The organism is Cellulomonas sp. URHB0016, assembly GCF_054057935.1.
In genome coordinates this window covers 1,863,412-1,887,665 of record NZ_JBSRZU010000001.1, presented here as the reverse complement: position 1 = coordinate 1,887,665, position 24,254 = coordinate 1,863,412, and the positions used below count along the sequence as shown (strand labels likewise).

Genomic DNA, 24,254 nt, shown 5'->3' with positions numbered 1-24,254 from the left:
TGAATTTGGGCCGGGGTGGGTCGGCGCTCAGGCGCCGCCGATAGTTCACGGCCCAGGATCCGTGAAGTTTCGGGGGAAACGCCCATTGCGGACGATCCGCCCGGTGCGTACCTTGGGGACGCCTCGCCCAGATCTGCGCAAAGGAGCGTCGGATGAAACGACCTCGTATCCTCGAAACTATCGGAGTAGGTGTCTCAGCCGCCGCGCTGGTCATCGCGCCGATCGCCGGTGTTGCCCTCGCGGCCCCCGCCGCGGCGGCCGACACCGTCGTTCTCAGCAACGACTTCGAGGGTGCGTCCGTCGCTCCTTGGGGTCCGCGCGGTCCCGTGACCCTCGCGGTCACGGCAGCCGACGCCCACGCCGGTGCCCAGAGCCTCTCGGTATCCGGCCGCACGGCCGACTGGCACGGCGCCGCCACGAGCGTGGCCAGCCTGCTGGCGGAGGGCACCCCCTACACGGTGTCGGCGTGGGTGAAGCTCGCCCCCGGCACCACCGGCTCGTCCGGCATGCACTTCACGGTGCAGGAGACCTCCGCCGCGGGTGACGCGTACACCTGGGTCGGGTCGCCCGCCGCCACCACGGCGGACGGCTGGACCCAGATCACCGGCACCTACACCAAGCCCGCCGGCCTCACGGCGGCGACCCTCTACGTCGAGGCGGCCAACATCGGCTCGACGCCCCCGAACTACCTGGTGGACGACGTGCTCGTCACCGGTACGGACGTGCCCCCGGTCGACCCGAGCGTGGTCCCGGGCGGAGCGGTCGACCCGGTCCTGACGCCGTCCGTCGCGGCTCGCGGCACCGGCAACGTCGCGGCGCTCACGTTCGACGACGGCCCCAACGGCGCCACGACGACCGCGCTGCTCGACTACCTGAAGCTCAACGGCCTGCACGCCACGTTCTGCGTCATCGGCCAGAACATCCAGGCGGAGGGCGGCGCGGACATCCTCAAGCGGATCGTCGCCGACGGGCACACGCTGTGCAACCACTCCATCGACTACGCCGACATGGGCAGCCTCACGCTCGAGCAGGCGCAGGACCGGATGAAGCAGAACCTCGGCATCATCCGCGACGCGCTCGGTGACCCGAACGCCCCCGTGCCCTTCTTCCGGGCGCCCAACGGCAGCTGGGGCTCCAACATCGCCGCGGCCGCCGTGTCGCTCGGCATGCAGCCGCTCGGCGTCACGAACACGATCTCCGACTGGGAGACGCAGGACGTCGACACCCTCACGGCCAACCTGCGCACCGCGATGAAGGCCGGCCAGATCGTCCTCACGCACGACGGCGGCGGCGACCGCACCGGCACGCTCACCGCGGTCAAGACCGTGGTGGACGAGCGCCTGGCGGCGGGCTGGACGTTCAGCCTCCCGGTCGGCGGCCCGGCGGACGACGGCGGCTCGACCGGCGTCTCCACCCTGACGAACGACTTCGAGACCGACCTCGGCGCCTGGGGCGCTCGCGGCGACGGCACCAACCCGGTGATCAGCCTCAGCACCACCGAGCACCACGGTGGCGCGCAGTCCGCGAGCGTCGCGGACCGCACCCAGGGCTGGCACGGCCTCGGCGCGTCGGTGACGGGCATCTTCACCACGGGCCGCACCTACAACATCTCCGCGTGGGTCAAGCTCGCCGACAGCGAGACCGACCCGGCCGACATCCGTCTGAGCATCCAGCGGGACAACGCGGGCACCTCGTCCTACGACACGGTCGCCACGGCGACGGGTGTGACGTCGGGCGCGTGGGTCCAGATCAGCACGTCGTACACGATGGCGGCCGCGGAGACGGCGCTGCTGTACTTCGAAAGCGCGTCGGGCACGCCGTCGTTCCTCGTCGACGACGTGGTCGTCACCGGGAACTCCGCGCCGCCGGTCCAGACGGACATCCCGTCGCTCCAGGACACCGTGCCGTGGCCCCTCGGTGTCGCGATCGACAGCCGCGAGACCACCGGTGCCGGCGAGCAGCTGGTGAGCAAGCACTACAACCAGCTCACGCCCGAGAACGACATGAAGCCCGAGGAGATCCAGCCGACCGAGGGCACGTTCACGTTCGGTGACGCCGACGCGCTCGTCGACTACGCGATCGCCCACGGCACCCGGGTGCACGGCCACACGCTCGTGTGGCACAGCCAGACGCCGGCGTGGTTCTTCGAGCACACCGACGGCACGCCGCTCACGAACAGCGCGGACGACCAGGCCCTGCTGCTCCAGCGCATGAAGACGCACATCGACACGGTCGCCGACCACTTCCGCGAGAAGTACGGCGAGTACGGCACGGCGGGCAACCCCATCGTGTCGTTCGACGTGGTCAACGAGGTCATTGACGAGAGCCAGGACGACGGCATGCGCCGGAGCCCCTGGTACAACGTGCTCGGCGCCGGCTTCGTGAACAAGGCGTTCGAGTACGCGAGCGACGCGTTCAACGGCGGCGACACCACGGACCCCGCGGTGAAGCTGTTCATCAACGACTACAACACCGAGCAGCCGGCCAAGCGCCAGGCGATGTTCACGCTCCTGCAGGACCTGATCGCCCACGACGTCCCGGTGGACGGCATCGGCAACCAGTTCCACCTGAGCATGTCCACGTCGATCGCCAGCCTCAAGGCGACGCTCGACCTGTTCGGCACGCTCCCGCTGCTGCAGAACGTCAGCGAGCTTGACGTGGCTGTCGACGGGGCGATCACCCAGAACAAGCTGGTGCAGCAGGGCTACTACTACCAGAACCTGTTCGACCTGCTCCGGCAGTACCCCGACCTGTTCGCGGTGACGATCTGGGGTCCGTACGACTCCCGGTCGTGGCGCAGCGAGGGTGCGCCGCTGCCGTTCAACGGCGACCTCCAGGCCAAGCCGGCCTTCTGGGGCATCGCCGACGGGTCGCAGCTGCCGACGCTGACGTTGACGGCGCTGGCGCACGCCGGTGACCCGGTGGGCACGGATGCGCACGACTGGTCGCTCCTGCCGAACACGCAGGTCGGGACGGGCGGCTCGGGCTTCCAGGTCCGCTGGTCGGCCGATCACCTGACGGCCTACGTGCATGTCGATGACGCCACGAACGACGGCGCCGGTGACAAGGTCGCGCTGTTCACGGCGGGCGGTTCGGCCGTCACGGTGGACCGCACGGGTGCCGGCGGCACGGTCGCGGAGGTCGAGGGTGGTTACGACGTCGTCGCGACGATCCCGGCCACGGGTCTGGCGCAGGGTGGCACCGCGCAGTTCGACGTCCGGATCACCGACGGTGGCACGGGTGCGAGCGTGTCGTGGAACGACCTGACGCATCACCAGGAGGACGGTGCGCGTCTGGGTGCGCTCGACCTGGTGGAGGCCGTGGGTTACCTCGCGGTCCCGCAGGTGGAGACGGCTCCGACGGTCGACGGTGACATCGACGCCGTGTGGGCGGACGCGCCGGTGGTCAGCACCGACACGCTCGTCGAGGGTGCGGCCGAGGGTGCCAAGGCGAAGGTCCGGGCGCTGTGGACCGACGACGCGCTGCACCTGCTGTACGAGGTGAGCGACCCGACGCTCGACGCGACGTCGAGCAACGCCTGGGAGCAGGACTCGGTCGAGACGTTCCTCGACCCGGTCAACGCGAAGAACGGCTCGTACCTGCCGAACGACGGCCAGTACCGGGTCAACTTCGAGAACTTCCAGTCCGTGAGCGGGGACCTGACCGTGATCGGGGACCGGTTGACGAGCGCGACCAAGGTCGTCGACGGCGGGTACGTCGTGGAGGAGAGCATCGCGTTCGGTCACACCGCGGCCGTGGGCGACCTCACGGGCGTCGACTTCCAGGTCAACGACGGCACGGCCGGGGTCCGCACGGCGGTCCACTCGTGGACCGACCCGACGGGCCGCTCGTACCAGAACACCACCCGCTGGGGTGTCGCCGAGCTGGTCGGGCCGCTGGCCCCGCCGGTGGCGGCGCCGCAGATCACCCAGCAGCCGCAGTCGGTGTCCGGCGCGTTCGGCTCGGAGGCCACCCTCACGGCCGCCGCGTCCGGTCAGCCGGAGCCGACGGTGCAGTGGCAGGTCCTCACGGACGGCTGGCTGTGGACGCACAAGTGGAAGGACGTGGCGGGGGCGACAAGCCCGAGCCTGACGGTCCCGCTGGACGCCAAGCACGACGGGGCGACCTACCGGGCGGTGTTCACCAACTCCGAGGGGTCGGCGACCACCGACAAGGCGACGGTCACCGTGGCGAAGGCCAAGCCGGTCGTCACCACGCAGCCGCAGTCGGTCAGCGGTGCGGTCGGCTCCACCGTGAAGCTCACGGCGGCCGCGTCCGGCTACCCCGTGCCGACCGTGCGGTGGGAGCAGAGCTCCGGCGGCTCGTCGCACTGGCGGCCGGTCGGCACCGGCAGCACCACGCTGTCGGTCAAGGTGAGCGGCAAGCCTGACGGCGACCAGTACCGCGCGGTCTTCACCAACAAGCTCGGCTCGGCCACCAGCCAGGTGGCGACCGTGACGGTGGCGACCTCCGCTCCGGCGATCACGTCGCAGCCCAAGGACGTGACCGTGAAGGTGAAGGCGACCGCGAAGTTCACGGTCGGCGTCAGCGGGTACCCGGAGCCGAAGGTGCAGTGGTACCAGCAGGCGAAGGGCTCCACGACGTGGACCAAGGTCCCCGGCGCCACGAGCACCACGCTGAGCGTCGTCGCTCAGGCCAACGCCGACGGCACGCACTACCGGGCCGTGGCGACCAGCACGGCCGGGACGGCGACATCGGCGACCGTCACCCTGCGGGTCATCCGCAGCTGACGTCACCCACCGCTGCGCCCCCGGATCCCTCGCGGATCCGGGGGCGCAGTGGTGCCTTCACCCGTTCGCTCGCGCCCGATGTGGTGCGTGAGGGTGTCGCGAACGAGCGAATCCTGGTGAGATTCCGGGGCATATGTCGAAAGTGTCGGTCGAGGATCGATCCGATCGCACACGTTCCACGAGGGCGCGCCTTACCTTTGCGCGGATATCTGTCCGAGCGCGCGCGAGGGAGCGTCCATGAGACCACCAAGATTGATCGAAACTATCGCGACGGCGGTGGCGGCGTTCGCTGTCGTCGCTGTCCCGATCATCGGCGCCGCCCAGAGCGCCACCGCCGCGAACACCGTTGTTGTCGTCTCGTCGGTGGACTTCGAGGACGGCACGAAGGGCACGTGGTCGCAGTCGGGTAACCCGACGTACGGGTTCGTGGCTGACGGCTCCAAGGTGCTGAGCGTGTCGAACCGGGTCAACTCGTGGGACACGATCTCGTCCCCGACGGGTCTGTTGGAGGCCGGCACGGAGTACACGCTGTCGATGCGGGTCAAGCTCGCCTCTGGTGCTGCGGCGACCCAGGCGCACTTCACGGCTGCTGACGGCAGCTACTCGTGGATCGCGCCGACCCCGGTCAACGCGGCCGGTTGGACGACGGTCACCGGCAAGTACACGCTCCCGGCGGGTGCGGCGGCTGCCACGACGAAGGTCTCGGTCGAGGTCGACGCGGTCGGTGGCGTGCTGCCGTCGTTCTTCGTCGACGACATCCTCATCACCAAGCCCGCCCCGGCGCCCGTGACCCCGACGGTGACCACGGTCTCGTCGGTGGACTTCGAGGACGGCACGAAGGGCACCTGGTCGCAGTCGGGTAACCCGACGTACGGGTTCGTGGCTGACGGCTCCAAGGTGCTGAGCGTCTCGAACCGGGTCAACTCGTGGGACACGATCTCGTCCCCGACGGGTCTGTTGGAGGCCGGCACGGAGTACACGCTGTCGATGCGGGTCAAGCTCGCCTCTGGTGCTGCGGCGACCCAGGCGCACTTCACGGCCGCTGACGGCAGCTACTCGTGGATCGCGCCGACCCCGGTCAACGCCGCCGGTTGGACGACGGTCACCGGCAAGTACACGCTCCCGGCGGGTGCGGCGGCCGCCACCACGAAGGTCTCGGTCGAGGTCGACGCGGTCGGTGGCGTGCTGCCGTCGTTCTTCGTCGACGACATCCTCATCACCAAGCCCGCCCCGGCGCCCGTGACCCCGACGGTGACCACGGTCTCGTCGGTGGACTTCGAGGACGGCACGAAGGGCACGTGGTCGCAGTCGGGTAACCCGACGTACGGGTACGTGGCTGACGGCTCCAAGGTGCTGAGCGTGTCGAACCGGGTCAACTCGTGGGACACGATCTCGTCCCCGACGGGTCTGTTCGAGGCCGGCACGGAGTACACGCTGTCGATGCGGGTCAAGCTCGCCTCCGGTGCTGCGGCGACCCAGGCGCACTTCACGGCTGCTGACGGCAGCTACTCGTGGATCGCGCCGACCCCGGTCAACGCGGCCGGTTGGACGACGGTCACCGGCAAGTACACGCTCCCGGCGGGTGCGGCGGCTGCCACGACGAAGGTCTCGGTCGAGGTCGACGCGGTCGGTGGCGTGCTGCCGTCGTTCTTCGTCGACGACATCCTCATCACCAAGCCCGCCGCACCGGTGACCCCGCCGGCGGGCTCGGGCACGATCGGCGACGTGGTCGTCGACGCCGGCTTCGAGTCCGGCCTGGAGGGCTGGTATGGCCGCGACGACGGTCACGGCGCCCCGACCACGGCGACCACGACGACTGACAAGCACACGGGCGCGCAGTCGGCGCTCGTGAGCAACCGCGTCTCGCAGGGCCAGGGCCTCGCGCACGACACGGCGGGCATCCTGGTCGGCGGGAACCGGTACGACCTGTCGGCGTACATCAAGTTCGCCGCGGGCCAGACGCCCGGCGAGGTCGTGCTCAGCTACCGGGCCGACAACTCCTACGGCAACCTGCTGCACTTCGAGAACATGTCGAACTCGGCGTGGGTGCACGTCACGGGCCAGTTCGTGGCCCCGGCGAAGGTGGACCAGCTCTACTTCGAGACGGTCTGGGCCAACGGCGCGGCGGGGAACACCTCGGCGTACATGATGGACGACATCACGCTCACGGTGACGGAGCCCCTCGCCATCGAGCAGGGCCTCACGCCGATCAAGGACACGACGGCCTTCGCCGTGGGTGCCGCACTCGGCTCCACCACGAAGCCGTACACCGACCTCCTGATCAAGCACTTCGACCAGGTGACGCCCGAGAACACCATGAAGCCGGAGTCCTGGTACGGCCCTGACCACACGTTCGTCACGACGAACTCGGGTGCTGACGACCTCATGACGTTCGCGCAGGCGAACGGCACGAAGGTCTACGGCCACGTGCTCGTGTGGCACGGCCAGACGCCGGACTGGTTCTTCCAGAAGGCGGACGGCAGCTACCTCACCAGCAGCTCTGCGGACCAGCAGGTGATGAAGGACCGCATGAAGGCGCACATCGACAACGTCGCGAAGTACCTCAGCGACAAGCACGGCGACTTCGGCAGCTCCACCAACCCGCTGTACGCGTTCGACGTGGTCAACGAGACCGTGTCCGACAAGGCCGACACCCCGGACGGACTGCGCAACAGCCACTGGCACGACATCCTCGGTGAGCAGTTCATCGACCTGTCGTTCCAGTACGCCAACGAGGCGTTCAACAGCACCTACGCCGCGGCGGGCACGACCCACCCGGTCACGCTCTTCATCAACGACTACAACACCGAGCTGCCCGACAAGCAGAAGCGGTACCACGCCCTGATCGAGCGTCTGCTCGCCCGGCACGTGCCGCTGGACGGCGTGGGCCACCAGTTCCACGTCAGCATGTCGCTGCCGGTCTCGGCACTCGGTGAGACGCTGGCCACCTTCGGCGCCCTGCCCCTGAAGCAGGCGGTCACGGAGCTCGACGTCACCACCGGCACGCCGGTGACCGAGGCCAAGCTCGTGGACCAGGGCTACTACTACAAGTCGGCGTTCAACGCGTTCCGCGCATTCCACGCCAGGACCGGGAAGCTCTTCTCGGCCACGGTGTGGGGGCTCACCGACAACCTGAGCTGGCGCAACACCGAGGGGGCACCGCTCCTGTTCGGCGACGACTTCAAGGCCAAGCCGGCCTACTACGGCGTCGTCGACGGGTCGCAGCTGCCGACGCTGACGCTGACGGCGCTGGCGCACGCCGGTGACCCGGTGGGTACGGATGCGCACGACTGGTCGCTCCTGCCGAACACGCAGGTCGGGACGGGTGGTTCGGGCTTCCAGGTCCGCTGGTCGGCCGATCACCTGACGGCCTACGTGCATGTCGATGACGCCAACAACGACGGCGCCGGCGACAAGGTCGCGCTGTTCACGGCGGGCGGTTCGGCCGTCACGGTGGACCGCACGGGTGCGGGCGGCACGGTCGCGGAGGTCGAGGGTGGTTACGACGTCGTCGCGACGATCCCGGCCACCGGTCTGGCGCAGGGTGGCACCGCGCAGTTCGACGTCCGGATCACCGACGGTGGCACGGGTGCGAGCGTGTCGTGGAACGACCTGACGCATCACCAGGAGGACGGTGCGCGTCTGGGTGCGCTCGACCTGGTGGAGGCCGTGGGTTACCTCGCGGTCCCGCAGGTGGAGACGGCTCCGACGGTCGACGGTGACGTCGACGCCGTGTGGGCGGACGCGCCGGTGGTCAGCACCGACACGCTCGTCGAGGGTGCGGCCGAGGGTGCCAAGGCGAAGGTCCGGGCGCTGTGGACCGACGACGCGCTGCACCTGCTGTACGAGGTGAGCGACCCGACGCTCGACGCGACGTCGAGCAACGCCTGGGAGCAGGACTCGGTCGAGACGTTCCTCGACCCGGTCAACGCGAAGAACGGCTCGTACCTGCCGAACGACGGCCAGTACCGGGTCAACTTCGAGAACTTCCAGTCCGTGAGCGGGGACCTGACCGTGATCGGGGACCGGTTGACGAGCGCGACCAAGGTCGTCGACGGCGGGTACGTCGTGGAGGAGAGCATCGCGTTCGGTCGCACCGCGGCCGTGGGCGACCTGACCGGCGTCGACTTCCAGGTCAACGACGGCACGGCCGGGGTCCGCACGGCGGTCCACTCGTGGACCGACCCGACGGGCCGCTCGTACCAGAACACCACCCGCTGGGGTGTCGCCGAGCTGGTCGGGCCGCTGGCCCCGCCGGTCGCGGCGCCGCAGATCACCCAGCAGCCGCAGTCGGTCAGCGGTGCGGTCGCTTCGACCGTGAAGCTCACGGCGGCCGCGTCCGGCTACCCCGTGCCGACCGTGCGGTGGGAGGAGCGCTCCGGCGCCTCGTCGCACTGGCGGCCGGTCGGCACCGACAGCACCACGCTGTCGGTCAAGGTGAGCGGCAAGCCTGACGGTGACCAGTACCGCGCCGTCTTCACCAACAAGTTGGGCTCGGCCACCAGCCAGGTGGCGACCGTGACGGTGGCGACCTCGGCACCGGCGATCACGTCGCAGCCCAAGGACGCCAGCGTCAAGGCGAAGGCGACCGCGAAGTTCACGGTCGGCGTGAGCGGTTCCCCGGAGCCGGCGGTGCAGTGGTACCAGCAGGCGAAGGGCTCGACGACGTGGACCAAGGTCCCCGGCGGCACGAGCACGACGCTGAGCGTCGTCGCTCAGACGAGCATCGACGGCACTCAGTACCGGGCCCTGGCGACCAGCACGGCCGGGACGGCGACGTCCGAGGCGGCCACCCTGGTGGTCGTTCGCAGCTGACGTCACCCCCTCTGCGCCCCCGGGTCCCTCGCGGATCCGGGGGCGCAGTCGTGTTCGGGCCCGGCCGGCCGTCGCAGCCCGTGCACTGCGGGGTGAAAGCAGTTTCGCCCGTGCGGCTCCGCCGGCCGGCGATCGGCGTGGAAGGTGGGGATTTGCAGTCCGAGCGAACCGGACGAACAGCGCGATCCGCCCGATAATTTCGATAACGATTGCGACGCCACCCGATCGGCCTATGCCGAGGGCTTCCTGGACGCACGTATGGTTGCGCGGTTACCAGTCACATTGCGGCAAGGGAGCGGTCGATGAGACGGCCTAGACATATCGAAACTATCGGGGCAGGGCTCGTCGCCCTGGGCGTCGTTGCCGTACCCCTCGCGGGCATCCTCCCCGCGGCGAGCGCTGCGCCGACCGTCGTGGCGTCCCTGGACTTCGAGTCCTGCGGGCTCGGCACGTGGCGGCAGAGCGGCAACCCCGCGTACGCCGTCACGGTGGACGGCGGGGGTGGCCATGCGCTGAGCATCAGCGGTCGCCCCCACGGGTACGACTCGATCACCTCGCCGCTCGGCGTGTTCCAGGCCGGCGGGACCTACACGCTGTCCGCGCGCGTGAAGACGGCCCCCGGGTCGCCCGACGTCCCGGCCCGCTTCACGACGGCGGGCACCTACACGCCCATCGGCGTGCAGACCGCGGTCGCCGACACCTGGACGACGCTGACCACGGACCTCACGATCGACGGTGCGGGTGCGCCCGCCTCGGTGACGGTCGAGGCCGGATCGTGGGACGGCACGACGAGCCTGCCGGACTTCCAGGTCGACGACCTCACGATCGTCGACAAGGCGACCGGCCTGGCCGTGTCGTCCACGAACTTCGAGGACTGCTCGACCTGGTGGCCGAGCGGCAGCGCGAACCTGAGCGTCCCCACGGTCGACGGCAGCAAGGTCCTCTCGGTCGCGAACACCACGCACGACTACGAGGGCATCCAGACGCCCGGTGGCGTGGGTGCCCCCCTCGTGGCGGGCACGACCTACGACTTCTCGATGCGCGCGCGCCTCGGAGACGGCATGCCCGGCTCCGCGACCCTCGCGTTCAAGAGCAAGCCCGGATACGCCGGGCTCGGCTCGGGCACCATCGCCGCCGGCGGCTGGACGACGATCACCGGCACGTGGGCGGTCCCGAGCGGCACAGTCGACCCGCAGGTGTACCTCAGCGCAGCGCCGGCCGGTGACACGACCGGTGGGCCCTTCGCGCCGTTCACCTACCTCGTCGACGACCTGGTGATCACCGAGCACGCGAGCGCGCCGACGACCCCGCCGGCGCCGACCGGCACCCCCACGACGCTCCTCGCGAACGACTTCGAGTCGACGACGGCACCGTGGGCCGGACGTGGCGGCGCGACCGTCGCCCTCACCCCCGACGCGCACACCGGCACGAAGAGCATGCTCGTGACCGGCCGCACGGCCAACTGGAACGGGGCGCAGACCGACGTCGCCGGCCTGGTCACGCCCGAGGCCGCGAACACGGTGGACGCCTGGGTCAAGCTCGCCCCGGGCGAGGCGGACACCACGGTGAAGATGACCGTGAACCAGAAGCCCGCCAACAGCTACGACCAGGTCACCGCCCCCGTCACCGTCACCTCGGGCGCATGGGTGCACATCACGGGCTCCTACACGCTGCACGCGGGCACCACCGGGGCGGACCTCTACTTCGAGGCGGGGGGCGCCACCACGAAGTTCCTGGTGGACGACTTCTCCCTCGTCGGCCTGCCCCTGCCCCCCGCGGGCCCCGGCATCACGATCCCCGCTGGGTTCGTCCCGGGCGGTGCGGTCAACCCCGTCACCACGCCGGTCACGCAGGCCCAGGGCACGGGCAACGTCGCGGCTCTGACGTTCGACGACGGCCCGAACACCGTCAACACGCCGGTGCTGCTCGACTACCTCAAGGCCCACAACCTGCACGCCACGTTCTGCGTCATCGGCCAGAACATCCAGGCGCCCGGTGCTGCGGCCGTGCTCCAGCGGATCGTCGCGGAGGGGCACACCCTCTGCAACCACTCCATCGACTACAACGGGATGGAGACGCTCACCGCCCAGCAGGCCGCCGACAAGATGATGGCGAACCTCACCATCATCCGGAACGCGCTCGGTGACCCGAACGCCCAGGTGCCGTTCTTCCGTGCGCCCAACGGTGCGTGGGGCAACACGAACGCCGCGGCCGTCGCGCTCGGCATGCAGCCGCTCGAGGTCACGAACCTCATCAGCGACTGGAGCACGCAGGACGTCCCGACGCTGACCGCCAACCTGCGGACGTCGATGAAGGCCGGTCAGGTCGTCCTCGTGCACGACGGTGGCGGCTCGAGCCCTGACTACCGCAACGGCTCGATCGCTGCCGTGCAGACGGTCGTCGACGAGCGTCTGGCCGCCGGCTGGACGTTCAGCCTCCCGGTGGGTGCGGTCGCCTCGCAGCCTGCCGCCCCGCAGCAGGTCGGTGACGTGGTCATCAACACCGGCTTCGAGAGCGGACTCGAGGGCTGGTACGGCCGCGACGACGGCCACGGTGCGCCGACCGTCGCGACCACCACCGCGGACAAGAACGCGGGCGCGCAGTCGGCGCTCGTCAGCGACCGCGTCTCGCAGGGCCAGGGCCTCGCGCACGACGCGGCGGGCGTGGTCGTCCCCGGGAACCGCTACGAGCTGTCGGCGTACATCAAGTTCGCCGCAGGCCAGACGCCCGGCGAGGTCGTGCTGAGCTACCGGGCCGACAACAGCTACGGCAACCTGCTGCACTTCGAGCCGATGTCGAACTCGGAGTGGGTGCACGTCACGGGCAAGTTCGTCGCCCCGGCGAAGGTCGACCAGCTCTACTTCGAGACGGTCTGGGCCAACGGCGCGGCGGGGAACACCTCGGCGTACATGATGGACGACGTCACCCTCACGGTGACGGAGCCCCTCGCCATCGAGCAGGGCATCACGCCGATCAAGGACACGACGGCCTTCGCCGTGGGTGCCGCGCTCGGCTCGGTCTCGAGCCCGTACACCGACCTCCTAGTCAAGCACTTCGACCAGGTGACGCCCGAGAACACCATGAAGCCGGAGTCCTGGTACGGCCCTGACAAGACGTTCGTCACGACGAACTCCGGTGCCGACGACCTCATGACGTTCGCGCAGGCGAACGGCACGAAGGTCTACGGCCACGTGCTCGTGTGGCACGGCCAGACGCCGGACTGGTTCTTCCAGAAGGCGGACGGCAGCTTCCTCACCAGCGACCCGGCGGACCAGCAGGTCCTCAAGGACCGCATGAAGGCGCACATCGACAACGTCGCGAAGTACCTCAGCGACAAGTACGGCGACTTCGGCAGCTCCACCAACCCGCTGTACGCGTTCGACGTGGTCAACGAGACCGTGTCCGACACGAGCACCGGCACGCCGGACGGCCTGCGCAACAGCCACTGGCACGACATCCTCGGTGAGCAGTTCATCGACCTGGCGTTCCAGTACGCGAACGAGGCGTTCAACAGCACCTACGCCGCGGCGGGCAAGGCCCACCCGGTGACGCTGTTCATCAACGACTACAACAGCGAGCTTCCCGGCAAGCAGAAGCGGTACCACGACCTGATCGAGCGTCTGCTCGCCCGGGACGTGCCGCTGGACGGCGTGGGCCACCAGTTCCACGTCAGCATGTCGCTGCCGGTCGCGGCCCTCGGTGACACGCTCACCGCGTTCGGCGACCTGCCGGTGAAGCAGGCCATCACCGAGCTCGACGTCACCACCGGCACGCCGGTGACCGAGGCCAAGCTCGTGGACCAGGGCTACTACTACAAGTCGGCGTTCAACGCGTTCCGCGCGTTCCACACCAAGACCGGGAAGCTCTTCTCGGCCACGGTGTGGGGGCTCACCGACAACCTGAGCTGGCGCAACACCGCGGGAGCACCGCTCCTGTTCGGCGACGAGCTCAAGGCCAAGCCGGCCTACTACGGCGTCGTCGACGCCGACCTCCCGGCACCCGTGCGGACGGCGAACGTCTTCCAGGGCGATGTCGCCGTGAAGGCCGGCGCCACGGACATGGTCACGTGGTCGCAGCTTCCGCTGCACGTCATCGAGGGCGGCACGGCGTTCCAGCTCCGCTGGGAGGCCGACCACCTGACCGCGTACGTCACGGTCGACGACGCCACGAGCAACGCGTCCGACGGCGTGGAGCTCACGCTCGACGGCAACACCTACACCGTCAACCGCGACGGCTCGGGCGACCTCCCGGCCGCCGTCTCGGACACCGGGGACGGGTACGCGCTCGTCGTGCACCTGCCGCTCGTCAGCGCGACCGAGGGCGACACGGCGTCGTTCGACGTGGCGGTCACGGACGGCACCACCACGACCGGCTGGAACAAGCCCGGGACGTTGGGCACCCTGACGTTCATCGAGCCGCTGTCGTACACGGAGGTCGTCCAGGCCTCCTCGGTGCCGGCGGTCGACGGTGACGAGGACGCCCTGTGGGCGGACGCCGGCACGGTCACCACGTCGAAGGTCACCGGCGGCTCCGCCACCGGTGCGATGGCGCAGGTCAAGACGCTGTGGAAGGGCGACACGCTGTTCGTCTACGCCACGGTGGAGGACTCCACGTACAACGTCCAGGCAGCCGACGGCTCGCCGTGGCTGGCGGACTCGCTGGAGATCTTCGTCGACCCGGGCAACGCGAAGAACGACTCGTACCGCTACGACGACACCCAGATCCGCATCACCGGGAACAACAAGGTGTCGGTCGGCAAGGGTGACGAGGGCTACCAGAAGGCCAACGTCACCAGCGCGACGCGCCGGACGACGTCCGGCTACGTGGTGGAGGCCGCGATCGGCCTGCACGACAACGGCGGGCTCGGGACGTTCCAGGGCCTGGACTTCCAGGTCAACGACGCCACGGGTGACGCGGTGCGCTCGTCGGTCCACGGCTGGGCCGAGCCGACCGGCACGGGCTACCAGACGACGGAGCGGTGGGGTGTCGGCCAGCTGGTCGCCGCCGTGCCGACCCCGTCGCCGACCGCGACGCCGACGGCGACGCCGACTGCGACGCCGACGGCGACGCCGACCGCGACGCCGACGACCACGCCGAACCCGACGCACTCGCCGAGCCCGACGACCACGCCGAGCCCGACGCAGTCGCCGACCACCACGCCCGGCCAGCCGGGTGCGGACGGTGTGACGCTGGCCATCCAGGGTGGCGCCACGTCGGTCAAGGCCGGCAGCGACGTGACCCTGGTCGCGAAGAACCTGCAGCCCAACGAGCCGGTCGAGGTCTGGATCCACTCGACGCCGGTCCTGCTGGCCCGGGGTGTCGCGACGGCTGCGGGCACGTACACGGTGACCGTGCAGATCCCGACGGCCCTGCCGCCGGGTCAGCACACCATCGAGATCCGCGGGCTCACGTCCGGCAGCTCGACCTCCATCCCGATCACGATCACGGCGGCAGGTGGCACGCTCGCGGCCACCGGTGCGCAGGTCGCCGGGATGCTGGCGCTGGCCGTGGGGCTGCTCGGGGCCGGTGTGGCCCTGGTGCTGTACCGCCGTGGCGGGATCACGGCCCGGCACGCCGGGCAGGTGCGGCGCTGACGGCGCGGTAGACGACGAGGCGGTTGTGGGCCGCCTCTGAGGGACCGGCACAGCCGGTCGGCCTGACGGCCACGAGGGGCCCAGGGAGTGGCGAGATCCGCTCCCTGGGCCCCTCGGTCGTCCCCGGCGCGGGGCGCGTTACGGTGACGGGCGTGACCTCGTCCCCCGCCCCGGACCGCTCCTCGACGACCGGTGGGACCACGGGCCCGGGCCCGCTCGACCCGGGCACGCTCGACCCCGGCTGGCTCGCGAGGACCGTGGCGACGGCCCTCGACGAGGACCTGGGCGCAGCACCGGGCAGGGACGTGACGACTCAGGCGACGATCCCGCCGGACGCCCGGGGCACGGCGGCGCTCGTCGCCCGGGCCGACGGCGTCGTCGCCGGGCTCGTCGTCGTCCCAGAGGTGCTCCGCCAGGTCGCCGACCGGCTCGGCCTGCCCGTAGTCGCGTACCGGGTGCTCGTCGAGGACGGCTCCGCTGTGGTCCGTGGCGACGTGCTCGCCGAGCTGTCCGGCCCGGTGCAGGTCGTGCTCGTCGCGGAGCGCACGCTGCTCAACCTGGCGTCGCGCGCGTCGGGCGTCGCCACGCACACCCGGCGGTGGGCCCAGGCGCTGGAGGGTACGGGCGCCCTCGTGCTGGACACGCGCAAGACCACCCCGGGCCTGCGGGCCCTGGAGAAGTACGCCGTCCGGTGCGGCGGCGGAACCAACAAGCGCATGGGCTTGTACGACGTCGCCATGATCAAGGACAACCATGTCGTCGCCGCCGGGTCCGTCGCTGCCGCGGTGCACGCGGTACGCAGCCGGTTCCCGGACGTGGCGATCCAGGTCGAGGCGGACACGCTCGACCAGGCCCTCGAGGCCGTCGCCGCCGGCGCACGCTTCCTGCTGCTCGACAACATGCCGACGCCGCTGCTCACCGAGGTCGTCGCGGCGGTCCGGGCGGGGGAGGTCACGACCGGGCGGGTCGAGCTCGAGGCGACCGGGAACCTCACGCTCGACCGGGCCCGGGAGGTCGCGTCGACGGGCGTCGACTTCCTGTCGGTGGGCGGCCTGACGCACTCGTCGCCCATCCTCGACCTGGCGCTCGACCTCCAGCCCGTCTGACGGCCCGTCGGGCGGCGGCCCGCCTGACGGCTCGTCTGGCGGCGCCCCGCCTGAGGGCCCGTCTGACGGCCCGTCTGACGGCTCGTCTGACGGCCTGTCTGACGGTTCCCCTGACGGCCGGCGCTGCGGGATCCGGCTCGACGCACCGGTGCTGACCGCCCGCGGTGACGGGAGGGACGGCAGCAACGCGCCGGTAGAATCGCCCGGTGAGCGAGACGCCGGACGCCCCCGAGACAGGCTCGAAGCTGGTCGACGACACGGTCGACGACACCCCCGAGCAGATCCGCGTCCGCCAGGAGAAGCGCGCCCGCATGCTCGCCGACGGCGTCGAGGCGTACCCGGTGGGCGTGCCGCGCACGCACACGATCGCCGAGGTCCGCGGGGCGCACCCCGACCTCGAGCCCGGGACCGAGACGGACGACGTCGTCGGCGTCGCGGGTCGCGTCGTGTTCCTGCGCAACACGGGCAAGCTCTGCTTCGCGACGCTGCAGGACGGCGAGGGCAACCGCCTCCAGGCGATGCTCAGCCTGGCAGAGGTGGGCGAGGAGCGGCTGACCGCCTTCAAGGCGGACGTCGACCTCGGTGACCACCTGTTCGTGCACGGCCGCGTCATCGCGTCACGCCGCGGCGAGCTGTCGGTGTTCGCCGACGCGTGGCAGCTGGCCGCGAAGGCGATCCGGCCGCTGCCGAACCTGTACGAGGGCACCGAGCTGTCCGAGGAGGCGCGCGTCCGTCAGCGGTACGTCGACCTCATCGTCAGCCAGCGCGCCCGGGACATGGTGCGACTGCGGGCGGCCGTGCTGCGGTCCGTCCGCGAGAACCTGCACCGCCGGTCGTACATCGAGGTCGAGACGCCGATGCTGCAGGTCCGCCCCGAGGGAGCGGCGGCACGCCAGTTCGAGACGCACATGAACGCGTTCGACATCCCGCTGTTCCTGCGGATCGCTCCCGAGCTGTTCCTCAAGCGCGCGGCCGTCGGCGGCGTCGAGCGCGTCTTCGAGATCAACCGCAACTTCCGCAACGAGGGCGTCGACGCGACCCACTCGCCGGAGTTCGCGATGCTGGAGGCGTACGAGGCCTACGGCGACTACGACACGATGGCGGCGCTCACGCAGGACCTGGTGCAGACGGCGGCGCTCGAGGCGCTCGGCACCACGGTCGTGACGCTCGGGGACGGCTCCGAGTACGACCTCGGGGGCGAGTGGACGCACCTGCCCATGTACGACTCCCTGTCCGACGCGCTCGGCGACGAGATCACGCACGACACCCCGGACGCCACGCTGCTCCTGCTGCTCGAGAAGGCCGAGATCGAGCTCGCCCCCGCCCAGCGCAACCACGGCAAGATGGTCGAGGAGCTCTGGGAGCACCACGTCGGCCACGCATTGGTCGCACCCACGTTCGTGCGTGATTTCCCGGTGGAGACGTCACCGTTGACCCGGGACCACCGCACCAAGCGCGGTCTCGTCGAGAAATGGGACCTGTACGTGCGGGGCATGGAGCTCGCCACTGCCTACTCGGAGCTCGTCGACCCCGTGGTGCAGCGTCAACGCTTCGAGGCGCAGGCCGCCCTTGCGGCCCGTGGCGACGACGAGGCCATGCGCATCGATGAGGACTTTCTCACGGCGATGGAGCACGCGATGCCGCCGTCGGGCGGGATGGGCATGGGAATCGACCGGTTGCTCATCGCGCTCACGGGCCGCGGCATCCGCGACACGATCCTGTTCCCGCTCGTGAAGCCGCTGGGCTGAGGGAATCGGTATGGAAACCCTGCTCACGGCCCTGGCGGCGATCATCCCGTCGGTCGGCGTCGGCTTCCTGTTCTGGCTCGCGATCCGTGCGCTGGTGAATGCCGACCGGACCGAGCGGCAGGCTTTGGCCAGAATGGATGCCGCGGAACGTGCCGCGGAAGTCGCGGCCAAGAATGGCGAATCTCCCACGAGCGTTTGACGCTGCATTACTCGGGATGCGATGCTGCACTCGACCCGCATTTCGCACATCGCATCCCCGGAGTGAACAATGGCGCAGAAGACCGTCGTGACCCTTGTTGACGACATCGACGGCGGAACGGCAGACGAGACTGTCACGTTCGGTGTCGACGGCGTCACCTATGAGATCGACCTCACCACCGCTCACGCGGCCGAGCTGCGCGACGCATTCGCGTCGTGGGTGGCCAACGCCCGCAAGGTCGGGGGCCGGAGCTCGTCCACCCGCTCGGCGGGTGCCACCCGCAACCGGCGCGCCGCCAGTGGCGACGCGCAGGCGGTCCGCGAGTGGGCCAAGGCGAACGGGCACCACGTGTCGGAGCGCGGCCGCATCTCGGCGGAGGTCAAGGCCGCCTACGACGCGGCGCACTGAGCGCTGAGCACTGAGCGCATACCGCCGAGCACCGCTGAGCACGAACGGCTGGTCGGACGTCTGAGGATGAACGGCTGAGCACGGACCGCTGAGCACGTCCGGGACCCCCGCCCGGCCGGACGACGCACGAGAGCCCGGCACCCTGGTGAAGCCAGGGTGCCGGGCTCTCGACTGTCCGCGCACCGGGGTGTGCCGGAGGCGGACGGACCGGCGCCGGCCGGGTGGAGCCCTCCGGCGCCGGTCCGTTGAGGGCGGGACCGCTCAGAGCGGCCGTGCGGCCGTGAGGTCCCGCACCGCCGCGTACTGCTCACGCACGCGGGTCACGGGGTCGCCCGAGTACCGCTCCGCGGTCGTCGCGGCGCTCCACGACGGCGGCTGCGCGGCGCCGGACAGCACCCACGCCGCCTGCCGCGCGGCACCGTCGGCGACGTACTCGCCGGGCGTCGGGACCAGCACGTCGAGCCCGAGCACCGACGGGGCGATCCGCCGCACGGCCTCGGACTGTGCGCCACCGCCGATGAGGAACAGCCGCTCGACGGCGACCCCCTGCGCGCGCAGCGCGTCGATGCCGTCGGCCAGGCCGCACAGCATGCCCTCCACGGCGGCCCGGGCGAGGTGCGCGGGCGTCGTGTTGCTGAGCCGCACGCCGTGCAGGGCGCCGGTCGCGTCGGGCTTGTTGGGGGTGCGCTCGCCCTCCAGGTACGGGACGAGCACGAGGCCGTCGGCGCCCGCGGGGGCCGAGAGCGCCAGCGCGGACAGACCGGCGTGGTCGGTGCCCAGCAGACGGGCTGCCGCGTCGAGCACGCGCGACGCGTTGAGCGTGCAGGCCAGGGGCAGGAACGCGCCGCTCGCGTCGGCGAAGCCGGTGACCATCCCGGTGCCGTCGGCCGTCACGGTGGGGGCCACGGCCGAGACGACGCCGGACGTGCCGATCGACACGGCGACGTCGCCCGGGCCGAGACCGAGCGCGAGCGCGGCGGCGGCGTTGTCGCCGGCACCGGGGCCGAGGACGGGCTTGAGCGCGCCGACGGCGGACCGGGGTCCTGCGTCGGACGGGCCGAGCACCACGGGCAGGGCGGCGGAGTGTCCGAGCGCGAGCTCCAGCAGGTCGTGGCGGTACTCACCGGTGGCGGGCGACCAGTAACCGGTGCCGGACGCGTCGGACCGGTCCGTGACGAGGGCGTCCAGCCCGGTCGAGCCGGACCCGGGACCGTGGCCGGCGAGCCGCCATGTCAGCCAGTCGTGGGGGAGGGCCACCGCGGCGACCCGGGCGGCGTTCTCGGGCTCGGCGTCGCGCAGCCAGCGCAGCTTGGTGATGGTGAGGGACGCGACGAGGACCGACCCGACGGCGTCGGCCCAGGCCTGCGGGCCGCCGAGCTCGTCGATGAGCTCCAGGGCGGCCGGCGCGGAGCGGGTGTCGTTCCACAGCAGCGCGTCGCGGACCACCTCGCCGGTCTCGTCGAGCGTGACCATGCCGTGCTGCTGGCCGCCGACGGAGATGGCCTCGACGTCGTCGAGGCCTCCCGCGTCGGCGATCGCGGTCTGGAGCGCGTCCCACCAGTGCGACGGGGCGACGGACGTGCCGTCGGGGTGCGAGGCGCGACCGCTGCGCACGAGGGCGCCGGTGTCGGCGTCGCGGACGACGACCTTGCAGGACTGCGTGGACGAGTCCACGCCGGCGACGAGGGCCATGACGTTCCTTCGGTGGCAGATGGGGAACCGGCCGGGCCCGTTGCGGAGACGGGCCCGGCCGGCGAGGGGAAGACGGCTGAGGTCAGCGGGCTCCGAGGGCGTGCTCGAGAGCGAGCTGGTTCAGGCGGACGAAGCCGAAGCCGCGCGCACCGACCGCGTCGACGTCGAGGTCCTCGTACGCCGAGCGGTCGGCGAGCAGGTCAGCGAGCGTCTCGCCCTCGGCGAGCGTCGGCTGCGCGAGCTCGAGCACACCCGACTCCTCGAGCGCCGCCTGCACCTCGGGGTCGGCGCGGAAGGCCTGCGCGCGCTCCTTGAGCAGGATGTACGTCGCCATGTTGGCCGCGGCCGAGTCCCAGACACCCTGGAAGTCCTCGGTGCGCGACGGCTTGTAGTCGAAGTGGCGCGGGCCGTCGTAGCGGGGACCGCCGGCGGGGAAGCCGTTCTCGACGAGGTCGACCGTGGCGAACGCCGAGAACAGGTCGCCGTGACCGAACACCAGGTCCTGGTCGTACTTGATGGACCGCTGGCCGTTGAGGTCGATGTGGAAGAGCTTCTCGGCCCACAGCGCCTGGGCGAGGCCCGACGTGTAGTTCAGGCCGGCCATCTGCTCGTGCCCGGTCTCCGGGTTCAGGCCGACGATGTCGCCGTGCTCGAGCTTGGCGATGAAGCCCAGGGCGTGGCCGACCGTCGGGAGCAGGATGTCGCCGCGGGGCTCGTTGGGCTTGGGCTCGATCGCGATGCGCAGGCCGTAGCCCTTCTCCTTGATGTACGCGGCGACGGTGTCGATGCCCTCGGCGTAGCGGTCGTGCGCGGCGTTGAGGTCCTTGGCCGAGTCGTACTCGGCGCCCTCGCGCCCGCCCCACATGACGAACGTGTCGGCGCCGAGCTCGGCGGCGAGGTCGACGTTGCGGATGATCTTGCGCAGGCCGTAGCGGCGCACGCGGCGGTCGTTCGAGGTGAACGCGCCGTCCTTGAAGATCGGGTGGCTGAACGTGTTGGTGGTGACCATCTCGACCGTGATGCCGGTCTCGGCGAGCGCCTTCTTGAAGGACTCGAGGATGCGGTCACGCTCGGCGGCGTCGGAACCGAAGGGCACGACGTCGTCGTCGTGGAACGTCACGTGCGACGCGCCGAGCTCGGCGAGCTTGTGCACGGACTCGACCGGGTCGAGCCAGGAGCGGGTCGCGGAACCGAACTGGTCCTGCGCGTTCCATCCCACGGTCCACAGGCCGAAGGAGAACTTGTCGTCACGGGTGGGCTTGCGGACCATCGTCAGACCTCTCAGCGTCGAGATTTGTTGTGTGGCTGAACTTATGCGCGATCGCCGCTAGGGTCAAGCCATGAGGACGACTGCCGCTCGACAGGGGAGCCTGCGCGAGCACAATCTGGGCATCGTCCTGCGTGAGGTCCTCGACGCCGCTGCGACGGGTGCACCACCACCGTCCCGCGCCGACGTCGCGTCCGCGACCGGACTGGCGCGCGCGACCGTCTCGGCGCTCGTCGACCGGCTCGTCGTGTCCGGCCTCGTCGCCGAGCTGGAGCCCGTGCCGACCCTGCGCGCCGGCCGGCCTGCCGTGCCGCTCGCCGCCCCGTCCGGCACGCTCGCAGCGCTCGGGGCGGAGCTGAACGTCGACTACCTGGGCGTCCGCGTGGTCGACCTCGCCCGTGTCGTGCTCGTCGAGCGCGTGGTGCACGGGGACTTCCGGGGCAGCGACCCGGCGGCCGTGCTCGCGGAGCTCGGCGCGCTGGTGGACGAGGCGGTGAGCGCGCTGCCCGGGCCGGGAGCCGGTGCGGGAGCGGAGGCGCCCGACGGGCGAGGTACGGGCGCGTCGGACGAGGCCGGTGCGGGCGCGTCGGACCAGGACGGTGCGGGCGCAACGGACGAGGTCGGTGCGGCTGGGCCGGACCGGATGGGCGCCGGCGCACCTGGCGGCCCTGCGGTCCGGCTCGCGGGCGTCGCCCTCGCACTGCCCGGTCTTGTGGACCGCGTCGCAGGCACGCTGCTGCTGGCCCCGAACCTCGGCTGGCGCGAGGTCGACGTCGCCGGCCTGCTCTCCCGCTCCTCCGCCGTCCTGCGGGACCTGCCGCTGCAGCTCGCCAACGAGGCCGACCTCGCCGCTCGTGCGGAGGCGGACCTGCGCCGCGCCGCCGGCCCCCCGAGCTTCGTGTACGTCTCCGGCGAGATCGGCATCGGTGCGGCGCTCGTGCTGGACGGCGAGATCTTCGCCGGGCGCCACGGCTGGGCCGGCGAGCTCGGGCACACGGTCGTGGCCGGTGGGCGCACGCTCGAACAGGTCGCCGGGCAGGACGCGATGCTGCGTGCCGCGGGTCTCGACCGGCGAGCCGGCGTCGAGCCGTTGCTCGCCGCGGCCCGTGCGGGGGAGCCCGACGCGCACGCCGCGCTCGCGGCCGCGGGCACGGCCCTCGGCGTCGCGCTCGCCAACGTCGTCAACCTCGTCGACGTCGGGCACGTCGTGCTCGGTGGCACGTACGCGCGGCTCGCCGACCACCTCCGCGGACCGGTCCTCGCCGCCCTGTCGAACCGCGTCCTCGCCGCGCCGTGGGCGCTGCCGTCCGTGGACGTGGCGCGCGCCGGGGACCTCGCGGCGATGACCGGGGGAGCGCTCGCCGTGCTGGGGCAGGTGGTCGCCGAGCCGGCCGCGTGGCTGGTCGACGCGGAGGTCGCCGCGGCGGCGCCCTGAGCGGGAGCGACGTCGAGGCCGGTCACCCGCAGGTGCCGCTCCACGCCCGGCGACGTCGATGTGCCGACCGTCGAGACCCGCTCGCGGTCGGCGTGCCTGCCGTGGCTCACGTCCCCGTCACGACGGGCCGTGGACCGCCACCCCGCCGTAGGCTCGGGGACCGTGACCGCGCAGCCCGAGAACCTCCGCCCGCTCTGGATCGGCACGTACCCGGCGGCGGGGGCCGGTACCCCGGCAGGCCTCGGTGAAGGCATCTGGCGGGTGGGCCTGGACCCGGCCACGGGAGCCCTCCTGGACGCGCGCCTCGTCGCCGAGACCCCGGCGCCGTCCTTCCTCGTCGCGCACCCCACCGCTCCGGTGCTGTACGCCGTCGGCGAGCAGCACGACGGCTCGGTCACCTCGTTCGACGTGGTCGGCGACAGCCTGCGGCCCCGCGTCACGGTCGCGTCCGGCGGTGCGGACCCGTGCCACCTGCTGCTCGACCACGACGCCCGGACGCTGCTCGTCGCGAACTACAGCTCCGGCACGCTGGGCGTCCTCCCGCTGGACGCCGAGGGCCGGTTCGACGACGAGGTGCTCGCCGCCGGCGGCCCTGCCCAGGTCCTCGGCCACACGGGTGCCGGGCCGCACCAGGAGCGGCAGGAGGCGCCGCACGCGCACTTCGTGGCGACGGCTCCCGGGGGCCACCACGTCCTCGTCGTCGACCTCGGGACCGACGAGGTGCGGCGGTACTCGCGGGACCTCGAGTCCGGGCTGCTCACCGAGGACGGGGTCGCGGTCAAGCTGCCCCCCGGCACCGGGCCGCGGCACCTCGCGTTCGGGGCCGACGGGAGCCGCGCCTACGTGGCGGGTGAGCTCGACTCGTCGGTGCACGTCCTGGCCTGGGACGGGCCGACGGCCCGCGGCGAGGTCGTGCAGACGCTCCCCGCGGCGTCCACCGGCGACCCGGACCGCCGGCTCCCGGCGCACGTGCTGATCGACGGGGACCGGCTGCTCGTCGGCGTGCGCGGGCCGGACGTCGTCGCGACCTTCTGGGTGGACGACGACGGGCTGCTGCGCCCGGACGACGAGCACGCGCTGCCGGGAAGCTGGCCGCGGCACCACGTGGTCGTCGACGGCTGGACGGTCGTCGCGCAGCAGGAGGACGGCGGGCTCGTGGTGCTCGATGCCGGCGGGGCGCGGGTCGGCTCGGCCGCGGTGCCCTCCCCGGCGTGCGTGGTGGTCGGCCGCGGCTGACGG

The 24,254-nt window shown here is 71.4% G+C and carries 11 protein-coding genes; 9 read left to right on the top strand and 2 right to left on the bottom strand.

The genetic code is table 11. The annotated features are described in order from the left end of the window. Window positions 1-152 precede the first annotated feature (152 nt). From ACVW07_RS08755 to ACVW07_RS08725, 7 genes are all read left to right on the top strand, one after another. Window positions 153-4,751 (top strand): endo-1,4-beta-xylanase, encoded by a 4,599-nt coding sequence (locus ACVW07_RS08755; protein ID WP_456818862.1) that lies wholly within the window; start codon window positions 153-155, stop codon window positions 4,749-4,751. Window positions 4,752-4,988: 237 nt separating this feature from the next. Further along, window positions 4,989-9,566: an endo-1,4-beta-xylanase gene (locus ACVW07_RS08750; protein ID WP_456818861.1), complete on the top strand. Its 4,578-nt coding sequence runs from the start codon at window positions 4,989-4,991 to the stop codon at window positions 9,564-9,566. Between the two features lie 302 nt (window positions 9,567-9,868). Continuing rightward, entirely contained in the window at window positions 9,869-15,160 is a 5,292-nt protein-coding gene (locus tag ACVW07_RS08745) for an endo-1,4-beta-xylanase (protein WP_456818860.1), read from the top strand. A gap of 152 nt (window positions 15,161-15,312) precedes the next feature. Next, entirely contained in the window at window positions 15,313-16,266 is a 954-nt protein-coding gene (nadC, locus tag ACVW07_RS08740; protein WP_456818859.1) for a carboxylating nicotinate-nucleotide diphosphorylase, read from the top strand. 311 nt (window positions 16,267-16,577) lie between these two features. Next, entirely contained in the window at window positions 16,578-18,014 is a 1,437-nt protein-coding gene (gene lysS, locus ACVW07_RS08735; protein WP_456821053.1) for a lysine--tRNA ligase, read from the top strand. 10 nt (window positions 18,015-18,024) lie between these two features. After that, window positions 18,025-18,213 carry a hypothetical protein gene (locus tag ACVW07_RS08730; protein ID WP_456818858.1) on the top strand — a complete coding sequence of 63 codons (189 nt, stop codon included), beginning with the start codon at window positions 18,025-18,027 and terminating at the stop codon, window positions 18,211-18,213. Window positions 18,214-18,282: 69 nt separating this feature from the next. Further along, entirely contained in the window at window positions 18,283-18,621 is a 339-nt protein-coding gene (locus ACVW07_RS08725) for a histone-like nucleoid-structuring protein Lsr2 (RefSeq protein WP_456818857.1), read from the top strand. Window positions 18,622-18,882: 261 nt separating this feature from the next. Here ACVW07_RS08725 and xylB read toward each other — a convergent pair whose 3' ends face one another. Together xylB and xylA are read right to left on the bottom strand one after the other, a co-directional pair. Then, the gene (gene xylB / locus ACVW07_RS08720; RefSeq protein WP_456818856.1) at window positions 18,883-20,313 is read right to left on the bottom strand and encodes a xylulokinase; all 1,431 of its coding nucleotides are present in this window, start codon (window positions 20,311-20,313) and stop codon (window positions 18,883-18,885) included. Between the two features lie 82 nt (window positions 20,314-20,395). Beyond that, window positions 20,396-21,583: a xylose isomerase gene (xylA, locus tag ACVW07_RS08715; RefSeq protein ID WP_456818855.1), complete on the bottom strand. Its 1,188-nt coding sequence runs from the start codon at window positions 21,581-21,583 to the stop codon at window positions 20,396-20,398. 70 nt (window positions 21,584-21,653) lie between these two features. Between xylA and ACVW07_RS08710 the strand changes: the two genes are divergently transcribed. Both ACVW07_RS08710 and ACVW07_RS08705 read left to right on the top strand, forming a co-directional pair. Continuing rightward, a complete protein-coding gene (locus ACVW07_RS08710; RefSeq protein ID WP_456818854.1) occupies window positions 21,654-23,015 on the top strand; it encodes an ROK family protein in 1,362 nt (453 codons plus the stop codon). A gap of 162 nt (window positions 23,016-23,177) precedes the next feature. Further along, on the top strand, window positions 23,178-24,251 hold the full coding sequence (locus tag ACVW07_RS08705) for a lactonase family protein (protein WP_456818853.1): 1,074 nt from the start codon (window positions 23,178-23,180) through the stop codon (window positions 24,249-24,251). Window positions 24,252-24,254: the final 3 nt, after the last annotated feature.

Excerpts from the sequence above, each read along its gene's own strand:
- ACVW07_RS08755 (WP_456818862.1), top strand. The coding sequence starts at position 153 with ATGAAACGACCTCGTATCCTCGAAACTATCGGAGTAGGTGTCTCAGCC.
- ACVW07_RS08750 (WP_456818861.1), top strand. The coding sequence starts at position 4,989 with ATGAGACCACCAAGATTGATCGAAACTATCGCGACGGCGGTGGCGGCG.
- ACVW07_RS08745 (WP_456818860.1), top strand. The coding sequence starts at position 9,869 with ATGAGACGGCCTAGACATATCGAAACTATCGGGGCAGGGCTCGTCGCC.
- lysS (WP_456821053.1), top strand. The coding sequence starts at position 16,578 with ATGCTCGCCGACGGCGTCGAGGCGTACCCGGTGGGCGTGCCGCGCACG.
- ACVW07_RS08730 (WP_456818858.1), top strand. The coding sequence starts at position 18,025 with ATGGAAACCCTGCTCACGGCCCTGGCGGCGATCATCCCGTCGGTCGGC.
- ACVW07_RS08725 (WP_456818857.1), top strand. The coding sequence starts at position 18,283 with ATGGCGCAGAAGACCGTCGTGACCCTTGTTGACGACATCGACGGCGGA.
- xylB (WP_456818856.1), bottom strand. The coding sequence starts at position 20,313 with ATGGCCCTCGTCGCCGGCGTGGACTCGTCCACGCAGTCCTGCAAGGTC.
- xylA (WP_456818855.1), bottom strand. The coding sequence starts at position 21,583 with ATGGTCCGCAAGCCCACCCGTGACGACAAGTTCTCCTTCGGCCTGTGG.
- ACVW07_RS08710 (WP_456818854.1), top strand. The coding sequence starts at position 21,654 with ATGAGGACGACTGCCGCTCGACAGGGGAGCCTGCGCGAGCACAATCTG.